The sequence below is a fragment of the Crocosphaera sp. Alani8 genome (genome assembly GCF_038442745.1).
Taxonomy (GTDB): domain Bacteria; phylum Cyanobacteriota; class Cyanobacteriia; order Cyanobacteriales; family Microcystaceae; genus Crocosphaera.
The window spans coordinates 1-26,538 of sequence record NZ_JARVCN010000341.1 but is presented as its reverse complement, the minus strand read 5'-3'; the positions used below and the strand labels follow the sequence as shown (position 1 = coordinate 26,538).

General features: G+C 37.5%; 25 protein-coding genes and 1 tRNA gene. 14 read left to right on the top strand and 12 right to left on the bottom strand.

Translation table 11 applies throughout. The annotated features are described in order from the left end of the window. The coding region (locus P9B04_RS17745; protein ID WP_342056308.1) for a diguanylate cyclase at positions 1-1,102 on the bottom strand (1,102 nt) is incomplete at its 3' end. A 596-nt stretch (positions 1,103-1,698) separates the two neighbouring features. On the opposite strand from P9B04_RS17745, the gene P9B04_RS17740 reads away from it, so the two are divergent. The 4 genes from P9B04_RS17740 to rodA all read left to right on the top strand — a co-directional run bounded on the left by P9B04_RS17740 (position 1,699) and on the right by rodA (position 6,535). Continuing rightward, positions 1,699-2,529, top strand: a complete 831-nt coding sequence (locus tag P9B04_RS17740) for a YaaW family protein (protein WP_342056307.1) — start codon at positions 1,699-1,701, stop codon at positions 2,527-2,529. A gap of 71 nt (positions 2,530-2,600) precedes the next feature. Then, positions 2,601-3,941 carry an O-antigen ligase family protein gene (locus tag P9B04_RS17735; protein ID WP_342056306.1) on the top strand — a complete coding sequence of 447 codons (1,341 nt, stop codon included), beginning with the start codon at positions 2,601-2,603 and terminating at the stop codon, positions 3,939-3,941. Between the two features lie 189 nt (positions 3,942-4,130). Continuing rightward, a complete protein-coding gene (locus P9B04_RS17730; RefSeq protein WP_342056305.1) occupies positions 4,131-5,195 on the top strand; it encodes an Mrp/NBP35 family ATP-binding protein in 1,065 nt (354 codons plus the stop codon). Between the two features lie 65 nt (positions 5,196-5,260). Next, on the top strand, positions 5,261-6,535 hold the full coding sequence (gene rodA, locus P9B04_RS17725) for a rod shape-determining protein RodA (protein WP_342056304.1): 1,275 nt from the start codon (positions 5,261-5,263) through the stop codon (positions 6,533-6,535). A 48-nt stretch (positions 6,536-6,583) separates the two neighbouring features. Here rodA and P9B04_RS17720 read toward each other — a convergent pair whose 3' ends face one another. After that, a complete protein-coding gene (locus P9B04_RS17720) occupies positions 6,584-7,333 on the bottom strand; it encodes an amino acid ABC transporter ATP-binding protein (protein WP_342056303.1) in 750 nt (249 codons plus the stop codon). A gap of 147 nt (positions 7,334-7,480) precedes the next feature. Between P9B04_RS17720 and fmt the strand changes: the two genes are divergently transcribed. Then, positions 7,481-8,476: a methionyl-tRNA formyltransferase gene (fmt, locus tag P9B04_RS17715; RefSeq protein WP_342056302.1), complete on the top strand. Its 996-nt coding sequence runs from the start codon at positions 7,481-7,483 to the stop codon at positions 8,474-8,476. On the opposite strand, the gene P9B04_RS17710 is transcribed toward fmt, so the two are convergent. Beyond that, positions 8,473-8,847: a DUF6464 family protein gene (locus P9B04_RS17710; RefSeq protein WP_342056301.1), complete on the bottom strand. Its 375-nt coding sequence runs from the start codon at positions 8,845-8,847 to the stop codon at positions 8,473-8,475. The genes fmt and P9B04_RS17710 overlap by 4 nt on opposite strands. A 153-nt stretch (positions 8,848-9,000) precedes the next feature. Continuing rightward, positions 9,001-9,852: a peptidase C39 gene (locus tag P9B04_RS17705; RefSeq protein ID WP_342056300.1), complete on the bottom strand. Its 852-nt coding sequence runs from the start codon at positions 9,850-9,852 to the stop codon at positions 9,001-9,003. A gap of 429 nt (positions 9,853-10,281) precedes the next feature. Between P9B04_RS17705 and bcp the strand changes: the two genes are divergently transcribed. The 8 genes from bcp (at position 10,282) to P9B04_RS17665 (ending at position 17,426) form a co-directional block, all read left to right on the top strand. Further along, on the top strand, positions 10,282-10,770 hold the full coding sequence (bcp, locus tag P9B04_RS17700; protein ID WP_342056299.1) for a thioredoxin-dependent thiol peroxidase: 489 nt from the start codon (positions 10,282-10,284) through the stop codon (positions 10,768-10,770). A 105-nt stretch (positions 10,771-10,875) separates the two neighbouring features. After that, positions 10,876-12,516: an ABC transporter ATP-binding protein gene (locus tag P9B04_RS17695; protein WP_342056298.1), complete on the top strand. Its 1,641-nt coding sequence runs from the start codon at positions 10,876-10,878 to the stop codon at positions 12,514-12,516. A gap of 129 nt (positions 12,517-12,645) precedes the next feature. Continuing rightward, on the top strand, positions 12,646-13,425 hold the full coding sequence (locus P9B04_RS17690) for a peptidylprolyl isomerase (RefSeq protein WP_342056297.1): 780 nt from the start codon (positions 12,646-12,648) through the stop codon (positions 13,423-13,425). Between the two features lie 276 nt (positions 13,426-13,701). Continuing rightward, positions 13,702-13,953 carry a 2TM domain-containing protein gene (locus P9B04_RS17685; protein WP_342056296.1) on the top strand — a complete coding sequence of 84 codons (252 nt, stop codon included), beginning with the start codon at positions 13,702-13,704 and terminating at the stop codon, positions 13,951-13,953. After that, positions 13,946-14,251: a DUF3181 family protein gene (locus P9B04_RS17680; protein ID WP_342056295.1), complete on the top strand. Its 306-nt coding sequence runs from the start codon at positions 13,946-13,948 to the stop codon at positions 14,249-14,251. Before P9B04_RS17685 ends, P9B04_RS17680 begins: the two co-directional genes overlap by 8 nt. 85 nt (positions 14,252-14,336) lie before the next feature. Then, positions 14,337-15,506 carry a pyridoxal phosphate-dependent aminotransferase gene (locus tag P9B04_RS17675; RefSeq protein WP_342056310.1) on the top strand — a complete coding sequence of 390 codons (1,170 nt, stop codon included), beginning with the start codon at positions 14,337-14,339 and terminating at the stop codon, positions 15,504-15,506. Between the two features lie 13 nt (positions 15,507-15,519). After that, positions 15,520-15,984: a universal stress protein gene (locus P9B04_RS17670; RefSeq protein WP_342056294.1), complete on the top strand. Its 465-nt coding sequence runs from the start codon at positions 15,520-15,522 to the stop codon at positions 15,982-15,984. 44 nt (positions 15,985-16,028) lie between these two features. Next, entirely contained in the window at positions 16,029-17,426 is a 1,398-nt protein-coding gene (locus P9B04_RS17665) for a collagen-like protein (RefSeq protein ID WP_342056293.1), read from the top strand. Positions 17,427-17,486: 60 nt separating this feature from the next. Here the strand turns inward: P9B04_RS17665 and P9B04_RS17660 are convergent, their stop codons facing one another. The 6 genes from P9B04_RS17660 to argF form a co-directional block, all read right to left on the bottom strand. Continuing rightward, positions 17,487-18,422: an NAD-dependent epimerase/dehydratase family protein gene (locus P9B04_RS17660; RefSeq protein ID WP_342056292.1), complete on the bottom strand. Its 936-nt coding sequence runs from the start codon at positions 18,420-18,422 to the stop codon at positions 17,487-17,489. A 37-nt stretch (positions 18,423-18,459) separates the two neighbouring features. After that, positions 18,460-18,987 (bottom strand): phycobiliprotein lyase, encoded by a 528-nt coding sequence (locus tag P9B04_RS17655; RefSeq protein WP_342056291.1) that lies wholly within the window; start codon positions 18,985-18,987, stop codon positions 18,460-18,462. A gap of 141 nt (positions 18,988-19,128) precedes the next feature. Beyond that, entirely contained in the window at positions 19,129-19,809 is a 681-nt protein-coding gene (locus P9B04_RS17650) for a HEAT repeat domain-containing protein (protein WP_342056290.1), read from the bottom strand. 99 nt (positions 19,810-19,908) lie between these two features. Next, complete coding sequence (gene bchH / locus P9B04_RS17645) at positions 19,909-23,631, bottom strand: magnesium chelatase subunit H (protein ID WP_342056289.1); 3,723 nt, start codon at positions 23,629-23,631, stop codon at positions 19,909-19,911. A 354-nt stretch (positions 23,632-23,985) separates the two neighbouring features. Next, a tRNA-Ser gene (locus tag P9B04_RS17640) sits at positions 23,986-24,072 on the bottom strand. 149 nt (positions 24,073-24,221) lie between these two features. Then, a complete protein-coding gene (argF, locus tag P9B04_RS17635; RefSeq protein WP_342056309.1) occupies positions 24,222-25,142 on the bottom strand; it encodes an ornithine carbamoyltransferase in 921 nt (306 codons plus the stop codon). A gap of 150 nt (positions 25,143-25,292) precedes the next feature. On the opposite strand from argF, the gene P9B04_RS17630 reads away from it, so the two are divergent. Continuing rightward, positions 25,293-25,484, top strand: coding sequence for a hypothetical protein (locus tag P9B04_RS17630; protein WP_342056288.1), 192 nt, complete (start codon positions 25,293-25,295; stop codon positions 25,482-25,484). 10 nt (positions 25,485-25,494) lie between these two features. Here P9B04_RS17630 and P9B04_RS17625 read toward each other — a convergent pair whose 3' ends face one another. Both P9B04_RS17625 and psb35 read right to left on the bottom strand, forming a co-directional pair. Next, positions 25,495-25,962 (bottom strand): tetratricopeptide repeat protein, encoded by a 468-nt coding sequence (locus P9B04_RS17625; protein ID WP_342056287.1) that lies wholly within the window; start codon positions 25,960-25,962, stop codon positions 25,495-25,497. Positions 25,963-26,016: 54 nt separating this feature from the next. Next, positions 26,017-26,214, bottom strand: coding sequence for a photosystem II assembly protein Psb35 (gene psb35, locus P9B04_RS17620; RefSeq protein WP_342056286.1), 198 nt, complete (start codon positions 26,212-26,214; stop codon positions 26,017-26,019). Positions 26,215-26,538: the final 324 nt, after the last annotated feature.

The following is a 26,538-nucleotide window of genomic DNA, read 5'->3' as shown; positions in this document are numbered from 1 at the left end:
GCATAAGGCTTTCATGCTTGTTCTTAATTCTCTCATGAATAATGCAGGCTAGGTCAGTTTCTGGTAATAAAATAACGAATTCATCTCCACCTAATCGCCCAAAATAATCCGCTTCTCTTAAATGTCTACTAATTTCTTTGACAATAGATAACAATGCGTGATCTCCGACAGAATGTCCATAAGTATCATTAATAAGTTTAAAGTTATCTACATCTAAAGCAAGGAGAGAAAAAACTGTTTGATAACGTATAGCACGACCGAATTCTTTTTTTAAAATATCGAAAAAACAACGACGATTATAAATATTAGTGAGGCTATCGATACTTGCTAATTCTTCTAATTCTATGATTAATTGTTGTTTTTCTTGTATTTCTTCTTCTAGGTTTAATTCTATTCTTTTCCGTTGAGTTATGTCCCTTAAAGAGACTAAATAAACTTCTTGTCCTTGCCATTGGGTTTCATTAATGGTTATTTCAGCCATTCCAAGAGTACGATCAGAAGTAATAATATCAATTTCTGCTACATCTTCTACTATGATAGGAATACCGAAATTATAGTTAATTAATTCCGATTTTTTCTTATTTAACATTCTTGTGGCTGCTGGATTAACAAATAAGACAGTTCCTTGTTTATCAACAATTAAAATACCATCAAAAAGGTTAGTGACAATAGTATTGAGTTTTGCTTCGCTTTCTTCAAGTTTTAATTGTTGTTGTTTAATGCTTAAATGGTTTTTCAATCTAGCTAATACTTCGGGAATGCTCAAAGGTTTAGTTATGTAGTCGACCGCCCCTAATTCAAAGGCTTTGACAATATTATTTTCTTCTAAACTAGTAGTGATAAAAATAACAGGTATGTTGACGGTTTCTTTCGTATTTTTTAAGGATTTTATTACCTCAAAGCCATCCATTTCCGGCATCATTAAATCTAGAAGGATAATATCAGGTTTTAGTTGTTCTATTCTTCTTAAAGCTTCCTTTCCACTAGTAGCAAAACTTATTTGATAGCCATGACTACCTAGACTGTCTACCAGAAAACGTAGATTAAGTTTATTATCATCTACGATTAAGATAATAAACTCTTGAGGGATGAAGTGAAGCATTGTTCAAGGATCTTGGGATTAGAAGGTTAGGGGAACGAGCAAAATCACTATTTAACTAAATTAATCATTAATATGATCAGTAAACATGACTAAAAAGTCAGCGAAAGAGTCTAAATGATCGGTAATTTGAGTAAGTTCAAAATTTTGAAGGTCTTTCTCTAAACTATTGGCATAATTTTTTAATGGAGGATATTGGTATTGATTTCCTAAATCTTTAAGTTCTTGTGCTAATTGTTCAATTTCATTATAAACTAAACGTTGCTTGCAAATTTCAAACTTTTTTTGCTTGATTTGTAAAACTTCACAAAGTTTTTCTAACTTTTTCTTAAAAGTATTTTTAATAATTAACCTAGGTTTTAGAAAATATAAGATTCTCTTAAAAAAGTTCTCTCAAAATTAGGTTAAATTGCGTCAAGAAAGTTAGATAATAAATAGACTGAACATTAAAATTTGTACATTGTACGTACTTACTACGGGATGAATCCTGCCAAAACAAGCTACGATATGTATCATGAGAGAGATAGTGTGCTGGTTATGGCAACATAGCCTATCAAGGCAATTACTCTACTTGATACCCTGTTGGGAGGGACTTAATTTTGGATGAATTGCGCTCGGCTTTAGAAATGGCGACAGAAGAGGAGTTACGTCAATTAACTCAGGTTCTTTTTTGCCGTAAATTTAATCCCCTTGATTATTTAAAAACACCAGATCCCATAGAAGTGCAAAGTCAGGACTGGGATACTTGGTTAGATGAAATCGAAGCAAGGTTCCGTTTTTTGGCTTCTGATGGACTAACTGTACTAAAACGACAAACTAATAGGTTCAGTTATCGTCAAACCCTAATTCGTGTCTGTCACTACCTGAAAATTCCTTACTCTAATGAAATGTCTACTATCGACATTGAAGCAGACATTTTCTTAAATTTGTTGGGAAAAGCTTGGAAAAATCTGCCTCCTAGCCAACAAAATAGCTTGATGAAAGATATACAAGCATCCCTAGCAAAATCGAACATTCCTGATGCTTTACCGGTACAACTACAACATAACCCCATCAACCTTGTTTTAAAGGGTAGCGGTGCTTTTGCTGTTAATTCTATTGTTAAACCTTTGTTACTGAAACACATTGCCCAACAGTTTGCCCTGCATTTTGCCCGTTATCAAGTGGCGCAGCAAGCAATGATCCGTGGTGGTGCGGCGGTTGCTAATCAAGTGGCCATCAGTACAGCACAACGGGGAATGGCCATGACAGCTGCCCGTTATGGGGTGGTGAGAGGAGTGTTATCCTTTGTCGGACCTGTTTTGTGGGGTTGGTTTTTAGCGGATCTGGGTTGGCGAGCGATCGCCACTAACTATGGTCGCATTATTCCTGTTGTGTTTGCTTTGGCACAAATTCGCTTAACTCGCGTGGATTATTGGGAAATGGCTTAGTTTAGAGTATTTATCTAAGACAATCGCTCCGTATTTTAAAAATGTGACAATTATTATTGAAATATTTTTTTATGAATCAGCCGAATAAAATTCGCACTAACTTGTTGAGCAATACCTTTAAATTTGGAGTATTCTTATTACCTTTTTCGGCAGACTTTGGAGCAACCGCTCTCGGCATTTTCCTAGTTGGTTCATGGCGACAGAATTATAAAAAAATCATTTCTAATCCTATCAACTGGGGCTGGGGACTGCTTTTTATCTGGTTAATTGTAACTTCTTTATTAGCTTCTTACTCCCGCTACAGTTGGGAAGGTTTAGGCAACTTTTTTCCATCCCTCCTAATGATAGCATCTTTCCCTTTTTTTTTCAATAGTTTTAAGCGATTATATCAACTAGCTTGGTGGTTGGTATTAACTTCTATTCCCGTATGTTTTTTGGGGTTTATGCAGCTACTAGATGGTTGGGAAACCCCTTTATTTTTACATAGTATCGGCATCAAGATGACTGCTTACGGTCATCCAGATGGAAGGATGTCTTCTGTTTTGATGTATGCCAATACGTTAGCCTTTTTCTTAGTAGTAGGGTTTAGTTTATCTATCGGTTTATGGATCTTACATTATCGTCGTCGTTCCACTAATAAAGACCCACTGACTAACTGGCGATTATTAATTCTAACTGTTGGGATTTTATTCAATGGAATGGGATTAGTTTTAACCAATTCTCGTAGTGCCTGGGGTTTAGCTGTCTTGGGTTTAATGGCTTTTGTTATTTATTTGCGTTGGTATTGGATTATTTTCGCTGTCTTGCTGATTATATTTTTAGTAATTTGGGCTGCGTGGATTCCTGTTTATCAAGATACTATGCGTCAACTGATTCCTAGTTATTTTTGGGCAAGGTTGACGGATGAATTGTACGACGATCGCTATGTTACTGCCTTAAGAACAACACAATGGGGTGTAGCTTGGAACATGATGTTACAGCGACCTTTTTTTGGATGGGGACTAAGAAATTTTACTCCTATTTATCAAGAAAAGATGAATGTTTGGATGGGTCATCCTCACAACTTATTTTTAATGTTATTAGCAGAAATTGGTATAATTGGGACTTTATTGTTTAGTGGTTTAGTCGGTACAATTTTAGGAAAATCTGTACTTTTTATGAGGAAAATAAAAACAACAATTAATAAAAACGGGGGGAAGAGAGATGATCCCAGTTTCACAGAGGAAGAAGAAAAGTTTTTACTACTGTTTACTTACTTAGTTGCTTTCTGTTTGTGTATTATTTTTAATTTACTAGACGTGAGTATCTTTGATTTAAGAGTCAATTTAATTGGTTGGTTATTATTAGCAGCGATCGCAGGAATTAACATAACTAACTCCTCTTCCGTTGGCTTAGATTTTTCCAGGAAATAATTGCTTGTAAATCCCCGTCTTTTGTACGCCGTGGAACCCCCACCAAGAGAAAGGTAAACAGTTGATAAACATCTGTCTGAAAAATAACTTCTGAGTTCCTTAAAAGTGACCCCAAAAAAGCTAATATTGATTGTATAAGCAACTACAGTAAGCCATGAAGCTACTGCATTAGAGAAACCAGTAATTACAATGCTCAATACTCAATCAATTTTAGACGTATTAAGACCAGTTCAAGACCCAGAGCTACAAAAGAGTTTAGTAGAACTAAATATGATTCGTAACGTCGCCATAGACGGCGGTGACGTTAGCTTTACCCTCGTATTAACCACCCCTGCTTGTCCCCTAAAAGAATTAATCGTAGAAGACTGCAAAAAAGCAGTAAAAACCCTATCAGGAGTCACCTCAGTAGAAGTGGATGTTACCTCCGAAACACCAGAACAAAAGCCATCTCTTCCCGATCAAAACTCTGTAACAGGAACAAAAAACATTATTGCTGTTTCTAGCGGTAAAGGGGGAGTGGGAAAAAGCACCGTTGCAGTCAACATCGCTGTCGCCTTAGCCCAAACTGGGGCAAGGGTTGGCTTACTAGACGCTGATATCTACGGTCCCAACGTTCCCACCATGTTAGGGCTAGAGAACACGGAGGTGCAAGTGGAAAAAAATCCCGCAGGAGATATTCTCCAACCTGCTTTTAACTACGGGGTAAAAATGGTATCCATGGGCTTTTTGATCGATCCCGATCAACCCGTTATCTGGCGGGGTCCCATGCTCAACGGTATCATCCGTCAATTCCTCTACCAAGTCAACTGGGGAGATTTAGATTACTTAATCGTAGATATGCCCCCAGGAACTGGAGATGCTCAGTTAACTATGGCTCAAGCTGTTCCTATGGCTGGCGCAGTCATCGTTACCACCCCTCAAACCGTTTCCCTCCAGGATGCCCGTCGTGGCTTAAAAATGTTTGAACAATTGGGAGTCAATGTTTTAGGTATCGTAGAGAATATGAGTTACTTTATCCCCCCAGATGCACCAGAACGCAGTTATGACCTGTTTGGTTCTGGTGGAGGCGAAAAAACTTCCAAAGAGTTACAAGTGCCTCTATTGGGCTGTATTCCCTTGGAAATTGCCCTTAGAGAAGGGGGAGATAATGGGGTTCCCATCGTTATGTCAGCCCCAGACTCCGCTTCTGCTCAAGCTCTAACAGAGATCGCCCAAAATTTGGCAGCAAAGGTTTCTGTCGCAGCCTTGGCTTAAGAGCGATGGGTGATACAGAGAACAATGAATGTTTTAAGAGTGTGTTGTGAGGAGTTTTCCTAATTATGGTGTTACGGGCGACAAAATATACTTACCGAGGAAGTCGTAAACTAGCAGCCCCTCTGTGGTTATCCTCTTTTCCCCAAGTTGACTGGTTACTGTTAAGTTTAGTAACTGCTCTAACCTGTGTTGGAGGGCTGATGATTCGCAGCACAGAACTTCATGAAACCTCTGTTACTTGGTGGCAACATTGGCTATTTGGGGGTATTGGAGTAGCAATTGCTCTATTCTTAGCCCGTTTTCGTTGCGAAAGTTTAAGGCAGTGGCACTGGTTGATCTACGCTATGACCAACATATCTCTCATTGCTGTTATTGCCATTGGGGTTGCTGCCAACGGGGCGCAAAGTTGGATCGGAATTGGGGCGTTTAACATTCAACCCTCAGAATTTGCCAAGGTTGGCTTAATTATTTCTTTAGCGGCTTTATTACACCAGAAAGATGCCCAGACTATCCCTTCTGTTCTACGTATTTTAGGGGTAACGGCAGTTCCTTGGGTCTTGATTATGTTGCAACCGGACTTAGGAACTGGGTTAGTTTTCGGAGCGATTACCCTGGGGATGCTTTACTGGGCTAATATGCCCCTTGGATGGCTAATTCTGATGTTGTCTCCTATACCCTCAGCAATCCTCTTTAATGTGCTGTTTCCTGGGTGGATTGTATGGGCAGCCTTAATGGGATTATTAGCTTGGTTTACTTTACCGTTGCGTTTTGTTTCTACCATCTTCGCTATGGCGGCAAACCTTACTGCAGGAAAACTGAGTGGCATTTTTTGGGGATTACTACAAGATTATCAAAAAGATCGCTTAACTTTGTTTTTGGAACCTGAGAAAAATCCTTTGGGTGGGGGTTATCAGTTGATTCAATCTCGTATTGCCATTGGTTCTGGTGAATTGTGGGGACGGGGACTATTTGAAGGCACACAAACCCAGTTGAATTTTATCCCTGAACAACACACTGATTTCATTTTTTCGGCGGTTGGTGAGGAGTTTGGTTTTATCGGTTCTATTGCTGTTTTAGTAGCTTTTTGGTTGATTTGTTTCCGATTAGTTATTATCGCTTGTCAAGCTAACGATAATTTTGGCTCTTTATTGGCTATTGGAATGTTATCCATGATTGCTTTTCAGGTTATTGTCAATATTTGCATGACAGTGGGTTTAGCACCCATTACAGGTATTCCTTTACCTTGGTTAAGTTACGGACGCTCGGCTTTACTAACTAATTTTATAGCTTTGGGTTTGGCGGAATCTGTAGCTAATTATCGTCCAAAGAAACGATTTTGAGTAAGTTTAAAATAACTGGTTTAGTTATCATAATTGACTGTGATTGCCCTACAAAATTTGTGATAAAAATTTCTGACTTCTCTCTTCTTTTGGATTATTAAAAAAGTCTTCCGGTGTGGCTATTTCTACTATTTTACCCCCGTCCATAAATACCACGCGATCGGCAACTTCTCTAGCAAAACCCACCTCGTGGGTGACACATATCATGGTCATTCCCCCATCTGCTAAACTACGCATAGTGTCTAGAACTTCTTTGATCATCTCAGGATCGAGAGCAGAGGTTGGTTCGTCGAATAACATAATTTTTGGTTCCATGGCCAAAGCGCGAGCAATAGCTACCCGTTGTTGCTGCCCTCCGGATAGTTGATTAGGATATTTATTTGCTTGTTCCAAAATCCCCACCTTTTCTAAGAGTTGCATTGCTTTCGCTTCAGCTTTTTCTTTTTTCCAGTGTCTAACCCAAATTGGTGCTAAAGTAACATTATTAAGAACGGTTAAATGAGGGAATAAATTAAATTGTTGGAATACCATTCCTACTTCTCTTCTAATAGCCTCGATGTTTTTTAAATCGTGGGATAGTTGAATGCCATCGATAATTATACTGCCTTTTTGATAGGGTTCTAAAGCATTAAATGTGCGTATAAAAGTAGATTTTCCTGAACCAGAAGGACCCATAACAACCACCACTTCTCCTTGAGAAACAGTTAGACTAACTCCTCGTAAAACATGAAAGCTATTGTCGTACCATTTCTCTACATCTTGGGCAATGATAGCTTTTTCTAGGGATGTTGTGGTCATTTTTTGCTTTGTCCTTGGTTGTAAAACTTTACTTATTCTAGCAATTATCAACGAAAGTATTAGAGATATTTATAAACTAGTGGAAAAAGCTGATTAAGTTACCCCAATTTTATTATAAAATATAAGAGAACTTTAGTAAAAAAGATTATGAAAGTTGTCTTTTTTGGAACCCCACAATTTGCCGTACCTACGTTACAAAAATTATTCGATAATTCTCAGTTTAATGTAATTGCAGTAATAACACAACCAGACAAAAGAAGGGGAAGAGGTAAACAGTTAGTACCTTCAGCAGTGAAAAAGACAGCTTTAGATCATGATATTCCTATTTGGCAACCCAAAAGAATCAAGAAAGATCAAGACACACTTTCTCAGCTAAAAAATCTTCAAGCTGATGTATTTGTCGTTGTGGCCTATGGACAGATTTTATCATCAGAAATATTGGAAATGCCCAAATTAGGATGTATTAATGTTCACGGTTCTATTTTACCTCAATATCGTGGTGCTGCTCCCATTCAATGGTGTATTTATAACGGCGATCATCAAACAGGAATCACTACAATGTTGATGGATGAAGGTATGGATACTGGAGATATGTTATTAAAAGCTTATACAGATATAAACTTATTTGACAATGCTCATCAAATTGCCGAAAAGTTAGCTAATCAAGGAGCAGATTTATTGATTGAAACTTTGGAAAAATTAGCAGTTGATCAACTTCAACCCATACCTCAAAATAGCGAGGAAGCAACTTATGCTTCTTTAATTGATAAAGATGATTTTATAATTGACTGGAATAAGTCTGCGATCGCAATTCATAATCAAGTTAGAGGATTTTATCCCAATTGTTTTACCTCTTTTCGAGATAATAAATTAAAAATATTAGCTACTATTCCTATAGATGAGAATTATTTACAAGTATTAGCTGAAAACTACCAGGGATTAATAAATCAGGTAGAATCTTTAGATACTAGCATAGGAAAACCTGGAGAAGTTGTTAGTTTAATTAAAAACTTTGGTCCAATAATTAAGACCAGAGAAGGATTACTATTACTATTAGAAATTCAGCGATCTGGGAAACGTCCCCAATCAGGTTGGGATTTAGTCAACGGAACCCGTCTGAAAATAGGAGAAATGCTCACTTAATTGTTAATTTCTATATCTTGTTTAGGTTCAAAAAACTGACAATTTTTACAGTTTCCTTGCGGGTTAACTGCACAAGTAACGATCTCTGAGTTAGCATTGAAACGGCAATTAAAATCTCCTAAAATCCAACGACCATTTACAAGAGTTTTTTCCTGAATTTCCAATATCTTCTGCACGTAAATAGAAATTTTTTGTAGTTGATAACCACCTACTTGATAGTGATAATGATTATGATATTCTAATATGTTGTATGTTTCTCCTTGTAATTCTATAGAACCCCCTTTCTTTGGATTCCAGTCTAGTTTTATTTTCCCTAAAGATTTATTATTATGACTTAAGATAACTTCTGTTAAAATAGAGTCCTGATTCATTATTAGTTTAGCCCATATATTAACCTCTATATTATAATCAACTTTTGCTTAATTTCACAAAAATCAACAACTTTGATAATAGTTTTGATTTCGTTTTAAATTCTTCGGAAAAGAAATAAGGAAAACTCATGAAAATTATCCCTCTTACTAATTTTACTTGATAAAAATTGCTTCACCAAACCAGTAACCTTTTAACTCGCTGAAGGGTTTAGCTTCTGTACCAAAAAGAGGATTCCCTAAAATTAATTCTTCATTTTTAACGTCAATATCTATTAAAACAACTGCGTGAGGAAATTGCTGACTTAACCATCGCTGTTTGACATGAAGTAAGGCTAGTTGTTTCCGATTAATTAAGTCTTTTAAGGTTAAATTACGGCGATATTCTGGGTTTAATCCTAGCTTTTTCATGGTAGCAAGTTCTGCTAATGTATTAGTTCCTAAACGATTTGTTTGAGTAAGTTTAGTAACTTCTTTTTCATTAATCTCTGGATGTTTTCCACTTAGTCTTGCTAGGGTTGCAATACTTGCCGGTGAACAAGTTACAGTGGTTGACTGTATAACAACCCCATCAACAATTTTGAATTCTCCTACATCATTAACAATAGGAGAAAACCAATACAATAATAAACATAAACAGAAAGCAATAGTTCCCAATCCAAGTAATAATTGATTTCGTCTTTTCTTCGAGGAAAATCCAGATAATTCTAAGAGAAATAAGAGTCCAAAGATAAAAAATCCAAAGCACAATAATAAATTGTCAAAAAGTGCTTGCACATAAAGAGAAAGGATGTTAGGAAAAACTTGAGGAAGATAGTAAGCAATATTAGAACGATCAATGATTATCAAGATTGTTAGAATACCCGCTAAACCAATGAAAACTATTCTTGCGGTTTGTTGATGTTTTTCTAAAGCATTTTCTGCGGTAATTCCTTTTTTAGCTAAGTCATTACCTAAATAACCACCTAATCCAAAACCAATCAAACTAGGCATAATTAAGTCTATCACAACAATTTCTCCAAAATAATAAAGTAACTAATTAAGCAAGATAACTTCACTAAATCAATAATATTTAAGCGAGTTCAACTTCTGTTTGTGGATTTTATATTAAAGGATTATTTACAATAATTCCTTTACTTTGATCTAGTACATTGTCTAGGATGAGATATTGTGGTTAAAAATAGTTCCCAACAAAACTACTAAATACTAAACCGATGAAGTTAAGTATCATTAAATTTATCATGTTGTCAATTTCCTTATTTATCTCTAAAATAGAGTAACGTAGCAGAATATGTCAGGAGTATAATTACGCAAAATTGTCAAGTTAATTGTTATTTTTCAACTATTAATTATCAATTCTCAATAAATGACTTTTTTCCTTTGCTTCTCCTGCACAATAGCTATTCCCTACATTAAATTTTTTTGTCTATACTTATTATGAGCAATTTACTTGAAATTGGGCAAAGCGCACCTGATTTTACCCTCAATAACCCCCAAGGTAAATCAGTCACCTTAAAAGATAATTTTGGTCAATGGTTAATCTTATATTTCTACCCAAAAGATAATACCCCAGGTTGCACAACAGAAGCTCAAGATTTTAGCAGATTCAACCCAGAATTTGAGAAGCTTTCTACAAAAATTGTGGGCATAAGTCCTGATTCAGAAAAGTCTCACTGTAAGTTTATTGAGAAACATAATTTATTGATAGAATTACTTTGTGATCCAGATCATCAAGTTGCCAAAGCTTACGGTATTTGGAGTCTAAAAAAGTTTATGGGAAAAGAATATATGGGAATCGTTCGTTCTACATTTATCATTAATCCCCAGGGTAATATTACTTATGTTTGGTCAAAAGTTAGGGTTAAAGATCATGCAGAAAAAGTATTAGGTAAACTACAAGAATTACAAAATTCCAGTCAAGTTTAATTAATTATAACAATTGTAGTAGGGGAAAAATTATCAATGGCTGTTCATCGATAACTGACTAGGGTATAGTATCGAGTATTAATATAATCACCAAAAACTTAAGTAATGAAAGATAAACCTTTATTTTCAGTTGAGAATTTATCTATCCAATATCCTTCAAGTCAAACTTGGGCAGTCCATAAGGTTTCATTCACACTGCAAAAAGGAGAAAAACTAGGCTTAGTGGGGGAATCAGGTTGTGGTAAATCTACAATTGGCAAGGTTGCTATGAATTTGCTACCAAAACTAACTCAAATTGACGGAAAAATCGAATTTCAAGGGGAATCTATTTTTGGGTTAAATATTGAAGGTTTGAGAAGGCTTCGGGGTGAGGTAGTAGGATTAGTATTTCAAGATCCTATGACTCGTCTTGACCCCTTGATGACTATTGGTGAACATTGCTTAGAAACCTTACAAGCCCACCGTCCTAAATTATCCCACAAAGAAGCCAAAAATATCGCTATTGAAACTTTAGAAAAAGTAAAAATTCCCTCTAATCGTTGGGGACAATATCCCCATGAATTTAGCGGTGGAATGAGGCAAAGGGTTGCTATGGCTTTAGCCTTATTATTAGATCCAAAAATGATTATTGCTGATGAACCAACTACTGCCTTAGACGTTACTGTAGCGGCCGAAATATTACAAGAATTAACCCGTTTGTGTGAAGAAGAAGCAATGGGATTGTTACTAATTTCCCATGATTTAGCAATGGTAGGAGAATATTGCGATCGCTTAGCTGTAATGAATGGAGGTAAAATTGTAGAAATAGGGGAAATATCTGATGTTTTACATCATCCAAAACATGATTACACTAAGTCTTTATTAAAGGCTGCACTACATGTTCAAATAGAAGAAAATGAATCTGTTGATAGCAAAAAATTGGGAGAAGAAATAAACAAAGAACCTATATTGAATGTCAATAATTTAAAACAATACTTTACATTAGAAGGGAATTTTATTCAGCAAGTTTTTTCCAAAAAAACAGAAGTTATTAAAGCTGTAGATGATGTTAGTTTTGATTTATATTCAGGAGAAATTTTAGGCTTAGTGGGTGAGTCAGGTTGTGGAAAAAGTACCTTATCTCGTACTATTTTACAGTTATTAAAAGCCACGTCAGGAAACATCAATTTTTTAGGCGAAGATTTAACCAAACTGTCCGAATCAGAAATTCGCCTGAAACGTCGTCAAGTTCAGATGATTTTTCAAGATCCCAACGCTTGTTTAAATCCTTTAATGACTATCGGTCAAAGTGTCTCCGATCCGTTATTTATACATCAATTGGCTAGTGTAGATGAAGCTAAAAAACAGGTTTATGAAATGTTAGAACGGGTAAAATTAACTCCAGTTGAAGACTATTACAACCGCTATCCCAAAGAATTATCAGGAGGGCAACAACAGAGAGTTGCTATTGCTAGAGCATTAATTACTAAACCTAAATTAGTAATTTGTGATGAACCAGTTAGTATGTTAGATGCTAGTGTTCAAGGAAGAGTTTTAGAGTTAATGAGTGAATTAAAAAATGAATTTGATTTGACCTATTTATTCATCACCCACGACCTCTGGGTGGCTCGGTTTTTTTGTAATCGTATTGCGGTTATGAATCAGGGTAAAATTGTAGAAATTGGAGACACTGAAAGTATATTTGAAAATCCACAACACCCCTATACACAAAAGTTACTTAATGCCGCTCCTTTATTAGCAATTTAAATTTCCAATAGTAAAAGGCTTTTTATTTATCTTAAAATCAGTTACGATAAAAAGTTAGTGTAGATCCATAGGATAGAATGCCTATGGGTCTTTTATCTATGTAGAGGGTTCACAATAGGGAACAGGAAAATGGAAAACACGGACATTGTTTTGAGAATTGGCAATCAAGATATTTCATCGGTTGAACTATATCCCCTACTAGCTCAGTACCGCTTACTACCACAACTAGCTAAAGAAATCGTTGTTGATCAAGCGATCTCTTCTATCACCTGTACCCCCGAAGAAACAACTCTATCTCAACAGAACTTCTACCAAAGACAAAAAATCGCAGATCAAAATCAGCTAAAAGCATGGTTAGATCATCACGGTATGACTCCAGAACAACTAGAAAAATTGACTGTTAGGGACTTAAAAATTGAAAAATTTAAGCAACTTACTTGGGGTGATCAATTAGAACCCTACTTTGTCAAATGCAAAGGTCAATTAGATCGGGTGGTTTACTCCCTAATTCGTACCAAAGATCCAGGAGTAGCTCAAGAACTCTACTTCCGTATTCAAGAAGGAGAGAACACCTTTAGCGACTTAGCCAGAGAATACTCTGAAGGTTCAGAAGCCCAGACTGGCGGGCTACTTGGACCAGTAGAATTGAACACCCCCCATCCGAAAATAGCACAGATATTAGCAGCCAGTCGCCCTGGACAACTATCCCCACCGACTCCAGTGGGAGACTGGTGGATTATTTTACGTTTAGAGAAATATGTGTCAGCCCAGCTAGATGACAACACCAAACAACGACTGCTTAACGAACTATTCCAAGGTTGGCTAGTATCCCAGATCAAAGAAAATGTTTCCTTTTCCTCCCCTCAAACTCCCTCAGAACAAGAAAAATTATCCGTTGATCAAAGTTAGTAAGCCAGTGGTATTGGCACTCCCACGAGTAGAACTGCGTGGGATTCTTGCTTCACATCCTCTTAACTAGACATAGTTTGTCTCAAACCATGCCCCCGCCAGACCGAATCCACAAACATTTTAGTTTAACGTCCACTGGCTGCCCGACAGCAGACTGTATAGGTTTTTTAGATGTCTAATAGCTCGAATTAAGGAGCATATTAAACCTGCTATGACTTTGATTCTGGTAAGATTCTGATAAAATAATGGTAGTAAAAAAATTACAACTTAGTCCTTATGCCTCCTCGTTGGCCCCGTAAACCAGATCGCGCTGATCCCGCTTATCGTCGTCTCGACGATCGCATGACATTCGCAGTTCATGTAGTCGCCTTTTTAGCCTGTAACTCCGGTGTTTGGTTCGTTCATAACCTAAAACAAGCACAATGGCAGTGGATAGTCTGGTTTTCAGCAGCTTGGGCGGTGATATTATTAGGGCATTTTATTTACATAGCAGCGATCGCCGATTACAGCGAAAAGTACAATGGCTAATGAAAATACAACCCGAGCAGTTGAATCCCTAGCTGCTGAAATTGGAGAGAATATTTATATCGACGTAGCTAAATGGCACCTATACCTATCGGATGCAAATTTAGATACTCTCCTAGCTGAAAAAATCTATCCTCTGCTAGAGAATGATGAAGTGACAGAAGAATCAATAGGGGAGATCCTGCGTCAAATTTCTGTTCCTTTGGGAGGGGGAAGAAAAGAAGTCCCTCTAATAGAATTGCTACCTGTGCAGTGCCAAAAGAACTTGCTCGATTTGAGCGAAGAGTTTTTGAACAAGTGAGCTTTTTCTGGAAGACAAAAAGCTGTACAATAATAGATATATATAATCCTATTAGGGAATAAATAGGCCCAAAAACATAAATATGATTCAATTGGCCAGCAGGGTAAAACAAGTGACTCCCTCCCTCACCCTAGCCATCACTGCCAAAGCTAAGGAAATGAAAAATCAGGGGATTGATGTTTGTAGCTTCAGTTCAGGAGAACCAGATTTTGACACCCCTCAACACATCAAAAAAGCTGCATCATTAGCCTTAGATCAAGGTAAGACAAAATACGGACCAGTGGCAGGGGAACCACAATTAAGAGAAGCGATCGCTTGTAAATTAAACAATGATAATAAATCAAACTACAGCAGCGATAACGTGATTGTCACCAACGGGGGCAAACACTCCTTGTCTAACCTAATGTTAGCTTTAATTGACAAAGGGGATGAAGTAATTATTCCCGCTCCTTATTGGTTGAGTTACCCTGAAATGGTAAAACTGGCCGAAGGAACACCAGTCATCGTCGAGACCACAGCCCAAAGCGACTATAAAATAACCCCAGAGCAACTTCTTGAGGCAATTACACCCCAAACAAAACTATTTATACTTAATTCTCCCTCAAATCCTACGGGGACAGTATATCAGCCCGAAGAAATTAAAGCCTTAGCCCAAATCATTGTAGAACATGACTTATTGGTGGTTTCCGATGAAATTTACGAAGGAATTCTCTACGACGGAGTAGAACACATTAGCATCGCTTCTCTCGGAGGAGAGATATTTGAACGAACTATTATCAGCAATGGATTTGCCAAAAGCTACTCTATGACAGGGTGGCGTATCGGCTACTTAGCTGGTCCTAAAGAATTAATCAAAGCAACTAGCACTATCCAGAGTCATAGTACCTCCAACGTTTGTACCTTTGCTCAATACGGAGCGATCGCCGCCCTAGAAAGCCCAGAATCTCCTCCATGTCTGCAAACCATGCTCGATGCCTTTACCCAACGTCGCAGGGTCATTTTAGAGAGGATTAGAGCTATTCCTCAACTCAGTTGTCCCACACCTATGGGGGCTTTTTACGTCTTCATCGATATTAGTAAAACAGGACTCAACTCCCTAGAATTTTGTGATAATCTCCTAGCCAAACAACAAGTAGCAGCTATTCCAGGCAGAGCCTTTGGGGCGGATGATTGTATTCGTCTTTCCTATGCCACAGATTTAGCATCCATTGAAGAGGGCATGGACAGAATTGAAAGATTTATCAATACACTATAGTATGCTTCTCGCTATGCAATACCAAAAAATTTTAGTTGCTCTCGATCATTCACCCCTATGTACAAAAGTGTTTAAGGAAGCTATAGACATCGCAGCCCACAACGGAGCAACCCTAATGTTGTTTAATTGTCTGCCCATAGAAACCTCCTACACAAGTTTCTATGAGGGGGAATTTCAAGATTTTTCTTCCCTTATGGGAGAACAACTAGAAAAACAAGCCACAGAAACAGAAGATTGGCTGAAAAATTACGGAGAACAAGCCAGAGAACAAGGTATTTCCACAGAATGGGAGTGGAAAATAGGAGAGCCGGGAAAATCGATCAAAAATAAAGCTAAGAATTGGTCAGCAGATTTAATAGTCCTTGGCCGACGGGGACTAAAAGGACTCCCAGAAATGTTTTTAGGGAGCGTGAGTAACTATATTGTCCATCATGCCCCCTGTTCCGTGTTAATAGTCCAAGAAACAAAAGTTCAGTAAGCCTAGTCTGAAAAGTAGGCGATAGTTAATCTCCAAACCCATCGATGCAAGTAACTAAACTTCCCTTATTCTTCCTATTTTTTGCCAGTTCTTTGATGGTTTCTGTTCCCTCCTCCCCTAAAATGTGTGTCGGGGAAGTCAAAGCCGCAGAGGTGAGATCATTTGGTCAGAGCGGTTCTAATGCTGGTGGTGCTAATTCTGGTAAAAGTGGAGAAAATAGCGATAATTTAACTATTTTTGCCGACGGTTCCCCCCTAACTCTTAACTTAGTAGGAGAAGACGGTCAATCTGGAGAACAAGGTCAACCAGGAGAAGATGCTGAATGTCAAAATCAACCCACTGGCGTAAAACACAATCTATTAGCCCCCAGTGGTGGTAATGGTGGTAGCGGTGGTAACGGGGGAGACGGCGGGAATGGTGGCTCGTTAACCCTTTATGCAACAGATTTATCTCAGCTACAACAAATCTTTGTCAACGCTTCAGGGGGTCAAGGGGGACAACCAGGTCAAGGGGGTCAAGGGGGTCAAGGATGTCGTTGTATCGAACCTTATTGGACAGTGGAAACCTGTAGCGGTAATCCTGGTGACCCTAACTATCGTTGTACGACCTTAGAATATCGCTGTCAAGATGGCAGAAATGGTGCAAACGGAGTTAGTGGGGCTTTTGGTAGAGATGGTTTCCCCGGTCAGCTAACCCTAATTAATTTAGATCAACCTCTCGAACCAGATAAACCAGCGGCTACTGTAACGATGGCCGCACTGAGAGATAAAGGTTATTTATTGTCTAAAAATATCTGGGAAACCCGTAATGGCGCAGCAACTTTATTCGCTCCGGGTTCGGTTATTGATGATCAATATTTAGCTTTGGTTCAACGATTAGAACGTTCTTTTTTATTGATTTGGAATGCACCTCAATCTTTTAATCGATTTTCTCAAGAGAAGATTACTTTAAAATATGAAAATAATCAGGGTATCAGTGTGGATGTTCCTGATAGTATTTGGATTGAGGGAACCACCCAACAACGGAACAATCTTACCCAATTTATTGTTTATAATGCTATTTATAAAGAAGATGCTACTCGTTTAGAAAGTCAAGGGATTTCAGGAAGAGGTAACGAATTACAATTGACTTTAATCGATGAAGCGAATCAATCTGATTTGATTTCCACTAAGTTTGATATTACTTATAGTATTACCCGTTCCGATCCTCGTTTTCGTCCTGTGTCCGATTACACAACTAAATATAAAGGGGAAATCCCAGAAGATTTTGTTATTTTAGATGGGGATACTTTTACAATCGATATTGGAAAATTGCCGATTGAATCTCAACATCTGCGCTCCGGTTTAGGGGTAGAAATTGAAATAGTGGCTACCCGAACTTTTGCAGGTTACACAGACCAACAAACTATCACAGTAAGGGATGTTCTGGGTCCTTTTAGGTAGCTTACAGCGATGCTTACTAATGTGAGAATGTAGGCATAGTATTAACTATCCTATCAATTACTAAGAAGCTGATATGATTTGCTCGTCTAAGCTAAAGTCAATTTCAGCTTGATCACGTTTTGAGGCTAAATAATCATTCTCGAATGAATCTTTTAAACCACCCATTAAATCATACTCAGGTTTCCAATTTAACTCCTGTAATGCTTTATGAATATCGGCAAAAAAGTGTTGCATTCTCAGAGGAAAGGCTTTCTTTTTCCCAAAATCAAACTTTTTAGGATCATAGTGAATAATTTCGAGGTCATCCACAGATTTACCAGCGGCAACAGCGCAAGCTTTAGCTAAGCCATCAAAGGTAACATAACGTTCACCTGAAATGTTATAAATCTGTCCGATCACTTGATTGTTTCCTAACACTGCAACCATGCTTTTAGCTAAGTCTTGAATGTGACCAAATTGGGTAAAATGTAAACCATTACCAGGAATAGGAATAGGTTTATTTCTAACAATTCTATCAAAAAACCAAGCTTCTATATCGTTGTAGTTTTGAGGTCCATAGATATAAGTAGGACGAATAGAAGTCCAGGGAATACCTGATTTTTCTAAATAGCTTTCTGTCTGAAACTTACCCTTATGACGACTGTTGGGATCAACTTCGTCACCTTCTACATGAGGCATTTGATCAGATTTCAAATAAACTCCTGCTGAGCTAACATAAACAAAATGTTTAACTTGATCTTTAAAAATTTCTACTAGGGGTTGAGTGTCGCTTAATTCTCGCCCGTTGTTATCAAAAATAGCGTCGAACTTTTCAGATGCTAACTTTTCTTTTAACTGGTTAGCGTCTTTGCGATCGCCGTGAATTTGTGTTATTCCTTCGATAGGTGCTGGTTGATTTCCTCGGTTAAACAATACTACTTCATGACCTTGCTTAACTAATTCTTTAGTAAGATAAACCCCAATAAAACGGGTTCCTCCCATGATTAAAATACGCATATTTTTAGAGTTCTCCTATTAAAATTAACTTATTGACTTATGCGGCTTCTTTTGGAGGAAGCTTGCGAATTTCTGAATAAAAAGCAGTCCGGCTATAACCGTCATTTCCTTTAATCAAACAGGTGCGTAATCGTAAGTTAGGACTGGCAAACCAGATTCTTTCTTCCATTGAAAAATCACCAACTTCGAGGGTTAAACTTAAGGCCTCATCCTCTCCTAAACTATAGCTTCCTTGGCATGGAGATTGAGACTGAAAACTCTGTATAATTTTCCCTATTTCTTCTCTATTACTATTAGGAATAATGATTATAGTTGAGGTTCCTGTTTGCTTTTTTTGACCGTAATCTGTAGAACTATTCCAAGCTACTTTTTGACCTCCCATCGCCTCACTAGGATGGATACGATATTGTTGACAAAGGGATATAACCGAAGAATGATCTTTTCCTAACCATTCCACTGTTAATTCTGACTTATGACTCTCTGCTTTTTCAGTTTCAAACCGATAGCTACTTCGCTGAGAAAACCATTGACCGACACATGATTCTAAAAATGTTTGTATGTCCATGAATACTGTTTAATTTTCTACTCAAAATAGGGTAATGGGTTGCTCATATCCTTTGTACCAACATGGATTTTTAGGGTCAAAATAGAGGCTTGATTTGGCTAATTTCTTAACCATCCCACAAAATTGATTGTACCACGAGACTTACCCTGCTTCTTGCTGGTTGTGTTGCAGAAGGTTGAGGGAAAATAAAGCGGCTTCTCTGACTTGAGATTGAGCATCTTTCGCTAAGAAGTTGAGAGCAGAGATACTCTTTTCCGTGTTAAAGTTACCTAGAGCCTGTGCTAAACGTTGACGAACTAGCCAGTCATCTGAGTTGGCAAAGCGTAAAATGTCGTCGATAGCATCAACTGCTTTAATTTCCCCAATAGCTGCGATCCCTGCTTGTTGCATGACTGCTTCGTCGCTTTGTAAGGCTTGTAAAAGGATGTTTTTGGCGCGAATATCTCCCAAGTTTCCTAGTGATACAGCAGCACTAAATCGTACTAGCCACTGTGTGTCTTCGTAGAATGCTCTAGCTAAGGGTTCGTAAGCGCGAGGATCTTGAAGATATCCTAACGCGCCGGCTGCATCAGCCCGAATACCGTAGTCTGGGTCTGTTTCTAACAATTTAACCAAAATAGGGTAGCATTCATCCGTTTGCTTAACTCCCAAGGCAAAAACCGCCATTGATCGCACTTGTAAAATTTCGTCGTCTAAAACTTTTTTGATTAAAGGAACAGCCTCTTCTGCTGAGACTTCCCGTAAAGAAGCTAATGCTAAAAGGCGATCACGGGAGTTGGTGCTTTCCAGTTGCAAGGATATCTGTTCAAGTTCAGTAAGCATCACTTTTTCACAATTTTTTATTATTTATTGTCTTTATTGTAACGATTTTTTACAATGAGATCACAAAGTGTTGATAATTCTGTTACTGATGAGGCTGACTTAATTACTCACTCCTTCTAACTCTTCGTCGGTTAATTCATATAAGTTACGCAATTTTTCTAAAGTTTCCTCATCAGCATCCCAGAAACCTCTTCCATTTGCTTCGATCATTCTCCCTACAATATTACGAAATGCTTCGGGGTTTGCTTGGCGTAATTTTTCCGCCATTTCTGAGTCTAAAGCGTAGGTTTGAGCCGCTTGCTCGTACACCCAGTCGTCCTGAAAATCTGTTGTCCCTCCCCATCCTATTAAAGCTGTCATCCTTTGGGAAACTTCATAAGCACCTCCTGAACCCTGGTTAACCATTGCTTCTGCCCATTTAGGATTTAATAATTTGGTACGATATTCTAGTCTTAATAAGTCTTCCAGTTTTCGGGGGTTAGTATCATTAGAAAAGCTCTCAACAAAACTTGCTGTGACTTTTTTTCCACTTTGTTTTTCTGCTGCTAATTTTAAACCTCCCGTGTTGCCATAATATTCTTGAATATCGGTTAAACCGTATTCAACTGAGTCAATTTCTTGGACAATTCTTTCGCTAGTTTTTAATAGTTGGTTGAGAATTTCTGGTCTAGCTTGTCCTTTATCTTTACGTCCATAACTAAAAACATTTCTCTTTTCCCAAGTATTTGCTAATTCATCACTAGATTCCCAGTTCCCATCAACAACTTGATCGTTAACCAAAGAACCAAAATCACCAGCAGGGTTAGAAAAGAGTCGAGCTGAAGCATTTTCTAAGCCTTGCTTTTTTAACTGTAAGTAATGTTTACGAATAAAGTTACTTTCGGAGTTTTCATCTGCTTCTGCGGCCCGTTGGAATAAATCGTCTAATAATTCAATAATATTGACGAAAGTATCACGAAATATTCCCGATAAGTTAGCTAAAACATCAATCCTTGGATGCTCTAATTCTTCTATAGGTTTCAACTCATATCTAACAATTCTTCCAGTTCCTTCTTTGATAGGTTCTGCTCCTACTAATTCTAATAAAATACCCAGGGACTCACCTTTAGTTTTAATTGCGTCTAAACCCCACAATAAAACGGCAATAGTTTCTGGGTAATTACCGTGTTCATGTAGATGCTGTTTGATAGTTTTTTTAGCAATTTCTCGTCCTCTCTCATAAGCGACAGGAGAGGGCATTCTATAAGGATCTAAAGCGTGTATATTTCGTCCCGTGGGCAAAACTCCTGTGCCATCCCTCAATAAGTCTCCCCCTGGTGCAGGGGGAATATACTCTCCATTCAAACCCCGTAATAGATTGGTCATTTCTTCTGAAGTTTGTTTCAGTAAATCTTTAATATAAATAGCTTCTTGTATTGTTTCACTTCGTCCATTAGCTAATTCTAAAATATATTGTAATTCTGGTGATTCAGAAGAAATTGCTTTTCTTTCCTTGTCGGTTAATTTATCTCCAAAGTAAGCTTCTAAATAAGAATCTAATTGTTCTTGACTGGGAATTTCTCCCAAGGTATGTAAACCAGAAGAAAATAACCTTTGTTCTACTATTTGTAAGTATTCATAGACTTTAAGAAAATATTCATTTAATGTGTTTTTACTAAATAACTTTGCATTTTCTACTGTAAACTCAATTCCCAATTTTTTGCCTTCCTCAAACTTACAATCTGCCGCCAAACCAGCATCAACAATTTTTTGAATGATCCCTTCTCTCAAAATCTCATTTTTATTAGTATCTTCTCGATATTCTGCAATTAATTCTCGTAAAGCCATCAATTCTTTATATAAACCCGCTCGTCCATAAGGGGGTACATTATGAGAGATTAACACCCCATATCCTCGACGTTTAGCTAGTATAGATTCTGAGGGATTATTAGCAGCATAGACGTATAAGTTAGGAATATCTCCTAATAAAATATCCGACCAAGAATAACTTGTATTTCCTAATGGTGAACCGGGTAGCCATTCAACAGTTCCATGCATTCCAAAATGAATGACAGCATCCGCAGAAAATTCGTTTTGTAACCACTTATAAAAGGCTGCATATTGAGGATGAGGGGTTAAATCTTTTTCAAACATTAATCTCATGGGATCACCAGAAATACCCAACGGAGGTTGTACTCCTATCCAAACGTTTCCTAGTTGAATGCCACCTATTTGGTATTCATCCCCATAAGTTTTTATTCCTGTTTCTGTTAATGATTTCCATTGTTTTTTAATACGACTTGTTAATAAGTATCCTAACCATTCTTCCAGCCTTTTTACATTAACACTTGTTCTACATTTTTCAACATTATTAGGTGTAATAATTGCTTCATCTCCCTCTTTCACCTGATTAATAATTATTTCCCCATTTTCTGGTAATTCCCCCACGGTATAACCGTTATTTTTTAAGTTCTGTAGTAGTTTTAGTAAGCTACGAGGAACATTCAATAATGCCGCAGTTCCTGTTGCACCGTATCCAGGAGGAAAACCGTACAAAATAATGGCAAGTTTGCGATCTTTTGTTTCAGTTTTACGTAACTTAATCCATTTTTTCAGCCTTCCTGTTAACCGTTTAACTCTTTCAGGAATGATGTAAATGTCGTTACCCACTAAACCCCCCAATGGTACAGTGTCGATCGCACCATCTAACTCAGGAAGTGCGTATAAAACCACACTTTGTAAACCCCCTATTCCCTGTCTTGTCCAAGAGTGAATATCTTGAATTAAAAGAGGTGCAGCAACAATATAAGGAATATTTTTAGCGGTTAAAATACGTTTTGCCACCTCAACTTGTCGTCCAGCTTCCATCGAACCAGCAGGACCTCCCACCAAGGGAAATCCTATGGTAGACACAATAGCATCTACTTCAATGGCATCTTTTGCTAAAGAACGGGTTTCTATATTCCCTAAGTTACGTTGTTGAGTTTCGTAAGTGGTGGTTAACCAATCTCTAACAATTACATGACCCTCAACACCATTAATAAAAATAGGCACAGGGGTTAATCCTTGTTTTTCAAAGGAATGAATTAGTTGGGGAATATAAGGCTGTTTGGTAATGACGTGCTTGCGATATAAAAGAATGGTAACTAGAGGATATTCTAGAGATTTTTTTTTGCGATACCAGTTTAAATATTCACGAGGAGAAGTAAAGTAACCATCATATTCGGGATGGAGTAAACCCATATTAGGTGTTTCGAGAGGTTCTGGTATTTTTCCTACCTTAATTCCTAAATATTTCTCCGCTATTGTCCAACACATAGCGGCAAAGTTCTCTGTTCCCGCTGCGTTCCAGTACCCATAAATAATCAACCAATTGCGTAAATCTTGAACTTTTTTGGCAGGAATAAACTTTAATAATTTTGGTCCCGTTTTTAAGAAACTCAAGTAACCTGCGAGTTTATCTTCTTCTTTTCCACTAGAAAATTTACTTAAAATAAATTTAATTGGTTTTGGCATTCCTTTGGGTTTGTCTCCAATGACAAATTTACCCAAACGAGTCAAACTCATTAACTCTAAAGCTGATTCAAATACTAAACGAATGGGGATATTTTCTACCCTCTCCCTTAACCAAATTACTTGGTCATAATCAAAGATTAAACTAGCAAAAAAAACATCAGCACAACTAAGAGCTTTCTCAACAACTTCCGGTTCTTGGGAAAGAGAGCGATCGCTGTATATTTGTATATCTAAGTCTGCACAACGAGACTGCGCTAACTGTGCAGCTTCTCGGTACAAGTCTAGATTAAACGATTCAAATCCAGTGATAATAACGATGCGTGACATATCTATCTTTAATTTGTAAAGTTTTATAACAGTTTAACCCTTATGATTTATTATAAAGGTTTATTATTGTATTGTGGCTCTGTTTTTCCTCGAAAAAACTTACATTAATATAAAGGCTTTCTTCATCAGAATAACTTTAGATGTTGAGTTAAGAATATCTTGTTTTTTGGAAATATTGAAACAACAGTCACCCTTACTTGCAACTTTCGATTAAACCATTAACCTTTACATAATCAAAGGAACAGAAAAGGTTTTAGTTTGTATTTTATCTCTCCCCAATAATGCCTAGCTCAGCAAAAGTTGGTGACATTTGCCTTACATCAAACTCGTTAGCCTTTTTTCTATATCTAGTAACGGAGAGGGAGGGATTCGAACCCTCGTTAGAGTTACCCCTAAACAGCATTTCCAGTGCTGCGCCTTCAACCGCTCGGCCACCTCTCCTTTTGGGGTCACAAATATCTATTATACATCATCAATCGACTTTTTTAACCATTCTCTAAATAAATTTCCCAAAATATTCCTTGAGTTAACAAGCTCAGTTGAATAGAAACCCCTGTTTGTCAAGGTTTGCTTGAGATTGATGCTAAACTTTAAATCCCCAACAAACTAACCATTAAAGCTTTTTGAGCATGCATTCTATTTTCAGCTTGATCCCAAACTTTGGACTGTTTTCCTTCCATCACACTGTCAGTTATTTCTTCCCCGCGATGTGCCGGTAAACAGTGTAAAACAATAGCGTCTTGATCGGCCTTATTTAACAGCTCATCGTTAATCTGATAAGGTTGAAAAACAGGAATTCTTGATTGGGCTAAATCTTCTTGTCCCATACTTGCCCAAACATCGGTATAAAGCACATGAGAATCTTTGACTGCAGCAATTGGATCATCGGTGATTGTTATCTCAAAACCTGAGATAGCTATTTGTTTGGCTTTTTCAACAATCATCGGTAAAGGTTGATAATCTTTGGGGGTTGCTACTCTAATTTTCATTCCCATTAATGCTCCTCCTAAAATGAGGGAATGAGCCACATTATTCCCATCGCCTAAATAAGTTACCGTACTCCCTGCAAGTTGACCAAAATATTCTTTAATAGTCATAAAATCTGCTAATATTTGACAAGGATGTTCCAAATCAGTGAGAGCATTAATAACAGGAATTTCTGCATATTCTGCAAAGGTTTCTAACTTAGATTGTTCAAAAGTACGAATTGCTAAAATATCTAAATAACGATCTAACACCCTTGCTGTGTCTTTGGTTGGTTCTCCTCTTCCTACTTGAGTTACGCTAGGATTGAGATCTAGCACTTGTCCACCGAGTTGATAGATAGCGGCACTAAAAGAAACTCGAGTGCGCGTAGAAGCTTTATCAAACAATAGTCCAAGGATTTTTTGACAACGGGGCGATCTCTGACCGCTTTTTAGCTCTGCTCCCAACTCTAGCACGCCCATCATTTCTTCTGCACTTAAATCACCAATTCCTAGTACATCTCTTCCCTGGAGGGTTGTCATAATAGCTTTTATCCTCATTCTTTGAGGACTTCATTATAACTAGGGTATTTCCCCTGTCTGGTGAATTATAATTGAGATTTTAGAATTCTTGTATCAATGATTGGTGAGCAGTATATTGAATTTGTGAATAACAATCAGTAATTTACAACGATTATGACACAACCATCATATCCGTCTCGAGGATTACGTCAAAGGGAGTTATGCGAGTATTTAGGCATGAATTATCGTGAAGTTGCTCAGACGGCGCGAAAATTAGGAATTAGCACCCATGCCTATGTGCAACAACAAACTGGTTGGCTGTTGCGAAATGAGCTTTATTATCACCCAGAAAAAGAGGAGTCTTGAACTTCTGATTTCAAAGCAACGCCGTACATTCCAAAATCAACTTTTGGTTAATTAAAGCATAAGGTTGTACCTCTAGAGCTTTACGAAAGGCGGCGATCGCTTCTGCATACTTTCCCAACGCCAATAAACTCAATCCTAAGCCGTGTAAAGCTCCAAAATGATAAGGAACTAATTGAATTACTTGTTCACAATCTTGTCTAGCTTGTTCGTATCTTTCTAAGGAAAAATAGAACACAGCCCTTCGATTCCAAGCTTCAGCAAAATCGGGATAATTATCAACAGTTTCTGTTAGTAATTGTTCGGCTTTTTGCAAGTTTCCCATCTCTAAAAAGGATTGTGATCGCCTCAATAACTCTCGGCCTATCTCTCCTTTTTGCCCGAACCATAAATTCCATAGTTCGCTCGTAGCCCTTTTTCGGGCTACTTCATCCGTTTTTTTTAATTCTTGTAATAACTGCTCGATCTTTGAATATTTCACTGTAATAATGTGGGGATGACTGAATATTTTTTCAAGGATTCTTGAGCGGTTAGTTTATGAATTACTATCCGTTGCTTTGTCTGATTCTACATCGGGAACGTAATCTGGCTTTTGTACATTTTCCCAACCTGCAGGACGTTTTGAATTGTACCAGGCAATGGAGCCTATGGTTACTGCGGCGATAAAACCGACAACATAGACGATAACAAAGTAGGTGGGGAATTGCCCGGCGGTTGCTAGTAACAAATTCATGTTTTCTCAGTTTCTTTACTCATTTCTTTCTATTTTACCAAACCTTGTCACTTGCTTCAAAACATGGAGATACATTTATACTTTAAGATTATTTGATTGTCCAATCAATATAGCAAATGTTTTCTTGTTCAGGAGTTTTTAGTCGATTAAGTCAGACTTTTGATGGCTTTAGTGAAGTTTTTATTGAGCCAGAAACTGTATCTCAATCAACATAAATTATCCTATGTTTGGCCATATGAATTTTTGGTTTAGGCTAATCTTACTAACACTATAGCACTACGCAAAAACGTTAGGACAGTTTTTGAACGCAGCATCTACACATTC

What these genes read in the sequence shown, in the direction of transcription:
- P9B04_RS17735 (WP_342056306.1), top strand. Translation starts at nt 2,601, where the DNA reads ATGAATCAGCCGAATAAAATTCGCACTAACTTGTTGAGCAATACCTTT.
- P9B04_RS17730 (WP_342056305.1), top strand. Translation starts at nt 4,131, where the DNA reads ATGCTCAATACTCAATCAATTTTAGACGTATTAAGACCAGTTCAAGAC.
- rodA (WP_342056304.1), top strand. Translation starts at nt 5,261, where the DNA reads ATGGTGTTACGGGCGACAAAATATACTTACCGAGGAAGTCGTAAACTA.
- P9B04_RS17720 (WP_342056303.1), bottom strand. Translation starts at nt 7,333, where the DNA reads ATGACCACAACATCCCTAGAAAAAGCTATCATTGCCCAAGATGTAGAG.
- fmt (WP_342056302.1), top strand. Translation starts at nt 7,481, where the DNA reads ATGAAAGTTGTCTTTTTTGGAACCCCACAATTTGCCGTACCTACGTTA.
- P9B04_RS17710 (WP_342056301.1), bottom strand. Translation starts at nt 8,847, where the DNA reads ATGAATCAGGACTCTATTTTAACAGAAGTTATCTTAAGTCATAATAAT.
- bcp (WP_342056299.1), top strand. Translation starts at nt 10,282, where the DNA reads ATGAGCAATTTACTTGAAATTGGGCAAAGCGCACCTGATTTTACCCTC.
- P9B04_RS17695 (WP_342056298.1), top strand. Translation starts at nt 10,876, where the DNA reads ATGAAAGATAAACCTTTATTTTCAGTTGAGAATTTATCTATCCAATAT.
- P9B04_RS17690 (WP_342056297.1), top strand. Translation starts at nt 12,646, where the DNA reads ATGGAAAACACGGACATTGTTTTGAGAATTGGCAATCAAGATATTTCA.
- P9B04_RS17685 (WP_342056296.1), top strand. Translation starts at nt 13,702, where the DNA reads ATGCCTCCTCGTTGGCCCCGTAAACCAGATCGCGCTGATCCCGCTTAT.
- P9B04_RS17680 (WP_342056295.1), top strand. Translation starts at nt 13,946, where the DNA reads ATGGCTAATGAAAATACAACCCGAGCAGTTGAATCCCTAGCTGCTGAA.
- P9B04_RS17670 (WP_342056294.1), top strand. Translation starts at nt 15,520, where the DNA reads ATGCAATACCAAAAAATTTTAGTTGCTCTCGATCATTCACCCCTATGT.
- P9B04_RS17665 (WP_342056293.1), top strand. Translation starts at nt 16,029, where the DNA reads ATGCAAGTAACTAAACTTCCCTTATTCTTCCTATTTTTTGCCAGTTCT.
- P9B04_RS17660 (WP_342056292.1), bottom strand. Translation starts at nt 18,422, where the DNA reads ATGCGTATTTTAATCATGGGAGGAACCCGTTTTATTGGGGTTTATCTT.
- P9B04_RS17655 (WP_342056291.1), bottom strand. Translation starts at nt 18,987, where the DNA reads ATGGACATACAAACATTTTTAGAATCATGTGTCGGTCAATGGTTTTCT.
- P9B04_RS17650 (WP_342056290.1), bottom strand. Translation starts at nt 19,809, where the DNA reads ATGCTTACTGAACTTGAACAGATATCCTTGCAACTGGAAAGCACCAAC.
- bchH (WP_342056289.1), bottom strand. Translation starts at nt 23,631, where the DNA reads ATGTCACGCATCGTTATTATCACTGGATTTGAATCGTTTAATCTAGAC.
- P9B04_RS17630 (WP_342056288.1), top strand. Translation starts at nt 25,293, where the DNA reads ATGACACAACCATCATATCCGTCTCGAGGATTACGTCAAAGGGAGTTA.
- psb35 (WP_342056286.1), bottom strand. Translation starts at nt 26,214, where the DNA reads ATGAATTTGTTACTAGCAACCGCCGGGCAATTCCCCACCTACTTTGTT.